A 7,797-nucleotide genomic window follows, 5' to 3' on the forward strand; every position below is an offset into this window, starting at 1 on the left:
TCTTAGGCCGTAAGTCCCGAAGCTCAACTCACATTCCACCCCAAAGCGTTCACGTTCACTGCCGTGAACACCCGCTTTTCTGCATAAATAACTGTTAATCAAACCATTCCGTTTTGCACTACTGACATACTACTGTCACCATATCCTTCATTTGTATGAAGTATATTTGGATGTACCTGCCTGCCGCAGCCTTAACTAACCGGGCTATTCCCGCCGCTGGCTAACATTCACTTAAATATTTCTTGAAAATGAACGACTTTCCATCCGCCGTAAGACCGGAAATCATCGAAAAGATCCGCGCGGAAGCCAGGGGGCAAACCTACCGACCTGCTAAAAGATCAAACACCAAAGAGAAAACGCCTGTAGCGCCCGAAACCTGCCGTTACCTGTTCTCGGTTGCTACGGGCAACCGCTGGCTGGAACTGGGCGAACGCGAGCCTGCGCCGCAAATGCTTTTTGGTGAGTTTTGGCACGAGGGGGAGCTGTCTATTCTGTTTGCCGATACCAACGTAGGCAAATCGGTGCTGGCGGTGCAAAATGGCGAGAGTATTGCACGCGGCAAGGCCATTGCGCCCTTTGCCCCAACTGCCGAAGCTGCCCGTGTGCTGTATATCGACTTCGAGCTTTCTACCAGGCAGTTTTACAGCCGCTATACCGGTGCCACCAGCGACCATATTTTTCCGTTCAGCTTTTTCAGGGCGGAGTTTTGCCCGGATAAATTGCTTGATGACCATTACCGCAGTTACGACGAGCACCTGATGGCCGGCATCGAGTACAAGATCAAACTCACCAAAGCCACCGTGCTCATCATCGATAACATCAGCTGCCTGCGCGGCGGGATAGAGAATGCCACTGTTGCGCTCAACCTCATCAAACACCTTAAGGCGCTTAAGGCCGATTACAACCTGTCTATCCTGGTGCTGGCCCATACCCCCAAACGCCGTAACCCGGGCGCGCCCATCAGTACCGACGATATGCACGGCAGCAAGCTGCTCATTAATCTGGCCGACAGCGCCTTCTCGATAGGTACCAGCGCGGCCGACCCGCACCTGCGGTACCTGAAACAAATTAAGCAGCGCAGTGCCGCACAGCTGTATGGCGAAGACAACGTTTACCTTTGCCGCATTACCAAACCCGGCAGCTTTTTACAGATGGAGTTTGAAAGCACCTGCCCCGAACGCCTGCACCTGCGCAGCCGCCAGTTAAACCAGCACCGGTTAACCCCCAGGGTAGCCCAACTCGCGGCCAATGGTTACAGCCAGCGTAAGATTAGTAATGAATTAGGTGTGGCAGTAGGGTTGGTGAATAAGTTAATGCCGAGGTGAAGGTCACAACAGCGAACGCTTAACATAACGATTTACTGAGCTTTATTTATTAATTTCAACTAAATTAAAAATATAAATCCCAGATTTTTTCAATTCGTTTTGAAATATGATATGCCAATAATGGTGGTACTGCGTTTCCAATTATCTTATAAGCTTGAGACGGGCTTACAGTAAAACTCCCTTTTCTTTTTGTAAAACTAGGAATAACAAATTCATAGTCTATCGGAAATGTCTGAATAAGACCACACTCCCGAGGCGTTAATCTTCGTTCAATTAAACCGTTTTCTATTTCAACTTGATTTTTTCCGCCTTTTTCCAAAGACAGTCTCCTGAATTCAATATTACCGTGGTGTTCTGATCTTATAGTAGGTCCAATTCCATTTAATTTGACTTCAGTTTGTCCTTGACAATGAGAGCCCATATATTTGGCCTTAGAATAAAACTTTTGTGATAGATCGTCACTATATTCAGGTTCTAGTAATAGTGAAAATATATCTGACAATTTGCTAAATGGAACTAAATTATTTTCACTGGATTTATTTGAATGCGTGGGTTTGGGATAAGGATTTAAACTGTCATCAAGAACTTTTTGTTGTAATTTTTTCAATATGCCGGGTTTCAAGGCTGATTTTTTTACTCCAATAAATATAACTCTCTCTCTTGATTGAGGTACACCAAAATCAGCGGCTAATAAAACTTGTGGATCAAATACAAAATATCCATTGCCATTAATTGAGGAGAAGTCTTTTTGAATAATTTCTTTAACATTAGTTAAGTTCACTAACCCTTTTACGTTCTCAGCTATGAACATTTTTGGCTGAGTTATTTCTATAACTCGCTTCATCCACATGTATAGTTTGCCTCTAGTTTCTTCAGAGGCTTCATTTAAATGTGTTAAATTTCCATTATGATTTTTATTAGATTCGAAACCTTTTCGCTTTCCGGCAATACTAAAGTCTTGACATGGAAAACCGCCTGTAACCACATCAACTTGGTTAGGAAAAACGTTTGATTCAACTTTGTGTAATTTTACAAGATCAACAATGCTTTCTGAACGAAATTTATGTGAACATTCAAAGTCACCTCTTTTTATAAAATGTCTAATCCAAGCTTGCTTCGCATCCGGTAATATGTCGTTAGCGAAAACAGTTTTAAATCGCGTGCTTTTTAAACGTGAAATGTTTTTATCAATTTCTTCATCTATAAAGTCAGGCGATAGAGTTTTATTTATAAGGTTTGTTGGAATTTTAAAACCACCCTCAAATCCTAAGTCCATACCACCACAACCTGAAAAAAGTGAGACAACCTTCAAATCTTTGTTGTGTACTACTTGATCCTGATTTGATTCAATGGAATTATTAAATTCCATTGTGAATTGAGGTTCTTTTAATTCGTTAACAATTGTCATTCTCTAATGGATTTATAATCTTAAATACGTTACAATTTTAACAAAAGAATTGTTATAAATGCTAACATTATTGGCTAAGTGACAGCAATTTTTCCACAACTTCGTTTAAAGTATTTTCAATTTTTCTTTTTTTCAATGAACATTCCCATAGGATTATTACATTCCAGCCTAGCTCTTTTAGATTTTTCATTGTTACTTCATCTCGGTTAATATTTCTTTCAATTTTGGAGTTCCAAAAATCAATATTAGACTTTGGCATTACATATATATTGCAATGTTGATGTCCGTGCCAAAAGCAACCGTTAACAAAAATTACAGTTTTATATTTAGTTAATTTTATGTCAGGCTTTCCCGGTAGCTTTTTATCATGAATCCTAAATCTAAAACCTTTTGAAAAAAGAAATTTACGAACTAAAAGTTCAGGCTTGGTATGTTTTCCTTTAACATTTTTCATTATTTCACTACGCCTTTTTTTTGAAACGGTGTCAGTCATATTATCATGGTTTGATTAGGAACCTATAAAACAACTAAAGGTTTACATCCTCATATGAAAAGCGACTTTAACCATTCATCAATTGGAAAATTACTTGGAAGACTAGAAAGTGTCATCATATTTCGACTCACCTGTTTAATCCAATAAGCCACTTTATCGGAATCTTCGGTAAATTCAAATTCTTGCGGAAGCTGCCACTTTATAGCCAAATCATCATTTGATGTGATACTGATAACTTCTTTTATTTGCTCGGCCCCGATATACAGATAATGACAAACTCTTGGAATATTATAGCTAATCATATTAAAGACAATCTCGACTTGCCCACCACCCGAAAAAACATCTCTTAAACTGCCTGTAACAACACCGTGTTGACTTGCAAGCCAAGTAAGTAATTGCGAGTATTTGGTTTTATTATTATTTGAGAAGATTTCCGGAAAAAAGGCCAACGATTGATTTCTAATTATTATTTTTTTGTTACTTGGTAGATTCTTAAATAGTTTAATAACTAATTTTTTCTCATCATCTTCATTGGGTTCGCCATTGTCAGGTAACCACCATAGAGCAACATCTTGACCAACACTACTACGTTTGAACTTCCTCACATATTCCATTCTCTTACTTGTTTCTGACTCTGCAAATGCTAGATAAGTGGTTCCCATTTTTGCAAATACTGAGAGTGAAGGCTTTGAAACTATATTCATATCTATTTGATACCTGGGAGAATGGGTAATATTGATATTGTCTATACAAGTTTCATATTTTGCCCATTTGCAAGCCAAATTATTATTGGAAAAATTGCCAAAAAATATATAAATTCTATCGTCTAGATTTTCAATCCTCGTTGATTCGAAAATACTATTGCCAAAACATTTCCAATCTTTTTGACTTGTTTTAACCTCTACGCCAAACCAGTTATTTTCGGTCAAAATTGCGATTATGTCTGGGAAAGCATGTGGCGTAGTTCTCTCAAATTTATTTTCAAACGTAGTGTGAAGGGAAACTTTATTTAGCGTGTCGCATACTTCTTTCTCAAACAAGGTTCCGGATAATTTAAGTAAATCTGGTTGGCTTAATGATTTTAGTTCTAGTTCCTGGACGGTAATATCTAAAATATTTTGAATTTCAGAACCGTATACATTTGCATCTTTAATTACTATCATTAGTTATAATTTATACCGAAAATACAATTTAAAGAATAACTTACAGAATGTGATATTACCCTTATTAGAGAGGTATGTAGGTAAAAATCCTCGTAACTGATTCTTAACCTCAAACACCTGCTCATAGTATTTAATCCCTACTACCTTCTTCCATCTTCACTACCTCCGTTTTCCGGGTATGCCCGGTTACCTTTCCCTTCAGCTTACCGTAGCGCTGGTTCTCAAACATGCCCATTTTGTGATGCATATCTTCCAGTAATTCCATTGCCTGCAGCAGCAGTTCCAGGCGCTGCCGGTTAATGTTTTTTAATTTTTCCATGCGCTAATGTTTTTTCAAAATTATGAAACGGCCCTTGTAATTGCTAATATTTTTAGCATAAATTTGTACCATATAATCTTATAAGCGATGGAAAGCAGGGTAGCAGTAGCAGATGAGCAGGGGGTATTAAGGGGCTTAAAACAGCCTTTCGGGTTAAGGGTTACTAAAGATAAAAAGCCGGTAATGGGGCAAAACACGGCTGTAATTGAGGTTACGCTGTACCAGGAAAGCGGCTCATTTATACCGCAGTGCAGCTACCTGTTCGAGGCGGTTGATGCTGCCGGTCAGTCGCTTGCTTACGTTGATGTTAACGAATTTAAACGTGCGGTTGATGATCATTGTACCGAAGTGCTGGGTACGGTGCTTTATGTAAAAAGCATCCCCCGGGCGTCAAGCCTTTGCCCTAAAGAATTGCAGGCGTTCGATTTTTAAAAGGTTTTGCGGAGTGCGTGTGCTGGAATAGCGCTGTCATTTGCAACCAGCCGGGGTTGGGTTTGTGTGCTTTGTGGCGGGGAGAAATCTTCTGGCACGGTGACAGGTAATTTGCTTTGCTGAGAGGATTTCTCCCTCGCTATCGCCTGGTCGAAATGACAGGGGGTGGGTGTGGTTCGGCAGGCTCATCGTCTGAATCAGAATTTACAGAATTTTTGAATTTACAGGATGTTTGGTCGCTCAATACGGAAACTTGCTTCATTTGTGTGGTTCGACAGGCTCACCATGACAGGGACGACAAGCTCCTCGTCTGAATCAGAATTTACAGAATTTTAGAATTTACATAATGTTTGATCGTACTTCGCAAACGCGAAAGGGTAAACGCTCCCCAATATACCGAGCCCCGCTCCCCGAACCGCGCTCCACTAACCTCGCTCCCGTACCTCAGTCCATATTCCAAAAAAATCCCCTATCTTAAAGGCCAATTACAAACCAACAAAAATTAATACCATTATGAAGATTGCTATGCTTGGCTCGGGCTTTATTGCGCGTTTTTATGCCGACTCGCTTATTGGGCACCGCCGACTGGATACCCTGCATGTCGTTTACAGCAGGGACCTTAATAAAGCAAAAAAGTTTGCTGCTGATTATAACCTGCCTGTATACAGCGATAGTATGTATGATGTGGTAAACCACCCCGAGGTGGATGTGGTGGTGATTTCGCTGCCGAACGATTTGCACCTTGCCGCGGTTGAGGCCTGCGCCAAAGCGGGTAAGCATGTGCTGTGTACCAAACCGCTGGGCCGTACTGCTGCCGAGGCTAAGCAAATGCTGGATATGGTTGAGCAGGCCGGCGTAATGGGCGGCTACCTGGAAGATTTGTGCTACACCCCTAAATTTAGCAAGAGCCTTGCCAGCGTTAAAGCCGGCGCATTGGGCAGGGTGCTATGGGCTAAAAGTCGCGAGGCACACCCAGGCCCGCACAGCAACTGGTTTTGGAACAAGGAGCAAAGCGGCGGCGGCGCCATAGTTGATCTGGGTTGCCACTGTATCGAGATTGCACGTAGCTACATTGGTAAGGATGTGCGCCCGGTAGAGGTAATGTGCTGGGCGGCTACGCAGGTGCACCCTATCGATGCCGAGGATAACGCTATTGGGATGGTTAAGTATGCCAACGGCGCTATCGGGCAGTTCGAGGTGAGCTGGTGTTTCCGCGGCGGTATGGACCTGCGTGACGAGGTGATGGGCACCGAGGGTACCATATGGATCAATAACTTTTTGCGTACCGGGTTTGATATGTTCAGCACCGGCAAGGGCGGCGGTTACGTTGCCGAAAAGGCCGAGAGCAGCAGCGGATGGCTCTTCCCGGTTGGCGATGAGGTGAACGAGCTGGGGTACAACCACATGTTTACCGATATGTTCGAGGCGATTGACGGTAAGCGCCAGCCAGCCGAAACGTTTTACGATGGTTACGTGGTGAACGCTATTATCGATGCGGCCTATGCGTCGGCCAAAAGCGGCGTGTGGGAAAAGGTGCAGATAGACGACTGGCGCGGCGGTAACGAAATCCGCCAGGCAACAGAATTTGCCGTGTACGACGATCAGTATTACCTTATTAAAGAAGAGATCCTTCCGCATGGCGATAAAAAGCTGCTGCTGAAAGATAAAATAACCGGCGAGGTAGTGGTAAGGGATATGTAAGTAGGGAGTAGTGAGTGGAGCGCAGTGAATAGTGAGTAGAGAGAAGAGCGTAGTGAGTGGAGCGTAAAGCTTCAATCTTGCAATGGCGTTCCCTGCGGGCCGGGCTTTCCGCTCATACGCCTGCAGGCCTTAGCCACAAGGCCGGTATCCGCTGCAATCCCTAACGCGAAGCAGTAGAAAACTATTTTCAGGCCCTGTCATTTCGAACGAGCGACAGCGAGGAGAAATCTTCTGCAGGCGATAAGTAGTTGTAAAAACCAATAAATAAATTAACCAATAAAATCAAATAACCGATAAGATGAACAGAAGGAACTTTTTATATAGCAGCGGGATGCTGGCGGCAACGTCTGCAATGGTCGGGGTAATGGCGGCACCTGTGGGCAGGGGCACCATCCCGGGCGGGATGGGCATCCAGCTATACATGGTGCGTAACGATATGGAACGCGATACCCCGGGCACCCTTAAGCAACTGGGGGCATTAGGCTACAAACAGCTGGAAAGCTACGGCAGCGATAAGGGAATTTTTTGGGGGATGAAAAATACAGAGTTTAAAAAGCTGGCAGCCGGTTATGGCATGAAGCTGGTGAGCACTCACCACAACCCCATGAGCCCCGCCGACTTTGAGCAGATGGCGGCGCAGGCTGCCGAGATAGGCATGAAATATATCATCTGCCCATGGTTAGGTCCGCAGAAAAGTATTGATGCCTTTAAGCACTTTGCCGATGATTTTAACCAGCGCGGCCAGGTATGCAAAAAGCACGGCTTGCGCTATGGGTACCATCCGCACGATTACCCTTACAAACCGGTAGACGGTCAACTGCCAATTGATGTGCTGTTAGCCAATACCGACCCATCACTTGTAGATTACCAGATGGATGTTTACTACACCGTTACCGAGGGGCAGGACCCATACGCGTACCTGGATAAGCATAAAGGCAGGTTTAAGCTGATGCATA

General features: G+C 43.3%; 8 protein-coding genes. 4 read left to right on the forward strand and 4 right to left on the reverse strand.

Going from position 1 to position 7,797, the window contains the following annotated elements:
* Nucleotides 1-248: 248 nt before the first annotated feature.
* Complete coding sequence (locus tag ACE5CV_RS08710) at nt 249-1,325, forward strand: AAA family ATPase (RefSeq protein WP_374949781.1); 1,077 nt, start codon at nt 249-251, stop codon at nt 1,323-1,325.
* A 64-nt stretch (nt 1,326-1,389) separates the two neighbouring features.
* On the opposite strand, the gene ACE5CV_RS08715 is transcribed toward ACE5CV_RS08710, so the two are convergent.
* The 4 genes from ACE5CV_RS08715 to ACE5CV_RS08730 all read right to left on the reverse strand — a co-directional run bounded on the left by ACE5CV_RS08715 (nt 1,390) and on the right by ACE5CV_RS08730 (nt 4,708).
* The gene (locus ACE5CV_RS08715; protein WP_374949782.1) at nt 1,390-2,733 is read right to left on the reverse strand and encodes a DNA cytosine methyltransferase; all 1,344 of its coding nucleotides are present in this window, start codon (nt 2,731-2,733) and stop codon (nt 1,390-1,392) included.
* Between the two features lie 67 nt (nt 2,734-2,800).
* Nucleotides 2,801-3,226: a very short patch repair endonuclease gene (locus ACE5CV_RS08720; RefSeq protein ID WP_374949783.1), complete on the reverse strand. Its 426-nt coding sequence runs from the start codon at nt 3,224-3,226 to the stop codon at nt 2,801-2,803.
* A 50-nt stretch (nt 3,227-3,276) separates the two neighbouring features.
* Complete coding sequence (locus ACE5CV_RS08725; protein WP_374949784.1) at nt 3,277-4,389, reverse strand: hypothetical protein; 1,113 nt, start codon at nt 4,387-4,389, stop codon at nt 3,277-3,279.
* A 130-nt stretch (nt 4,390-4,519) separates the two neighbouring features.
* Nucleotides 4,520-4,708: a hypothetical protein gene (locus tag ACE5CV_RS08730; RefSeq protein ID WP_374949785.1), complete on the reverse strand. Its 189-nt coding sequence runs from the start codon at nt 4,706-4,708 to the stop codon at nt 4,520-4,522.
* Between the two features lie 87 nt (nt 4,709-4,795).
* On the opposite strand from ACE5CV_RS08730, the gene ACE5CV_RS08735 reads away from it, so the two are divergent.
* The 3 genes from ACE5CV_RS08735 to ACE5CV_RS08745 form a co-directional block, all read left to right on the forward strand.
* A complete protein-coding gene (locus ACE5CV_RS08735) occupies nt 4,796-5,140 on the forward strand; it encodes a hypothetical protein (RefSeq protein ID WP_374949786.1) in 345 nt (114 codons plus the stop codon).
* Nucleotides 5,141-5,653: 513 nt separating this feature from the next.
* On the forward strand, nt 5,654-6,841 hold the full coding sequence (locus tag ACE5CV_RS08740; protein WP_374949787.1) for a Gfo/Idh/MocA family protein: 1,188 nt from the start codon (nt 5,654-5,656) through the stop codon (nt 6,839-6,841).
* 298 nt (nt 6,842-7,139) lie between these two features.
* Nucleotides 7,140-7,797: sugar phosphate isomerase/epimerase family protein (locus ACE5CV_RS08745; protein ID WP_374949788.1), on the forward strand; the 658-nt coding region annotated here is incomplete at its 3' end.

This window comes from Mucilaginibacter sp., assembly GCF_964263795.1.
GTDB lineage: Bacteria > Bacteroidota > Bacteroidia > Sphingobacteriales > Sphingobacteriaceae > Mucilaginibacter.

Coding starts and splice junctions, on each gene's coding strand:
- ACE5CV_RS08710 (WP_374949781.1), top strand. CDS start 249: ATGAACGACTTTCCATCCGCCGTAAGACCGGAAATCATCGAAAAGATC.
- ACE5CV_RS08715 (WP_374949782.1), bottom strand. CDS start 2,733: ATGACAATTGTTAACGAATTAAAAGAACCTCAATTCACAATGGAATTT.
- ACE5CV_RS08720 (WP_374949783.1), bottom strand. CDS start 3,226: ATGACTGACACCGTTTCAAAAAAAAGGCGTAGTGAAATAATGAAAAAT.
- ACE5CV_RS08725 (WP_374949784.1), bottom strand. CDS start 4,389: ATGATAGTAATTAAAGATGCAAATGTATACGGTTCTGAAATTCAAAAT.
- ACE5CV_RS08730 (WP_374949785.1), bottom strand. CDS start 4,708: ATGGAAAAATTAAAAAACATTAACCGGCAGCGCCTGGAACTGCTGCTG.
- ACE5CV_RS08735 (WP_374949786.1), top strand. CDS start 4,796: ATGGAAAGCAGGGTAGCAGTAGCAGATGAGCAGGGGGTATTAAGGGGC.
- ACE5CV_RS08740 (WP_374949787.1), top strand. CDS start 5,654: ATGAAGATTGCTATGCTTGGCTCGGGCTTTATTGCGCGTTTTTATGCC.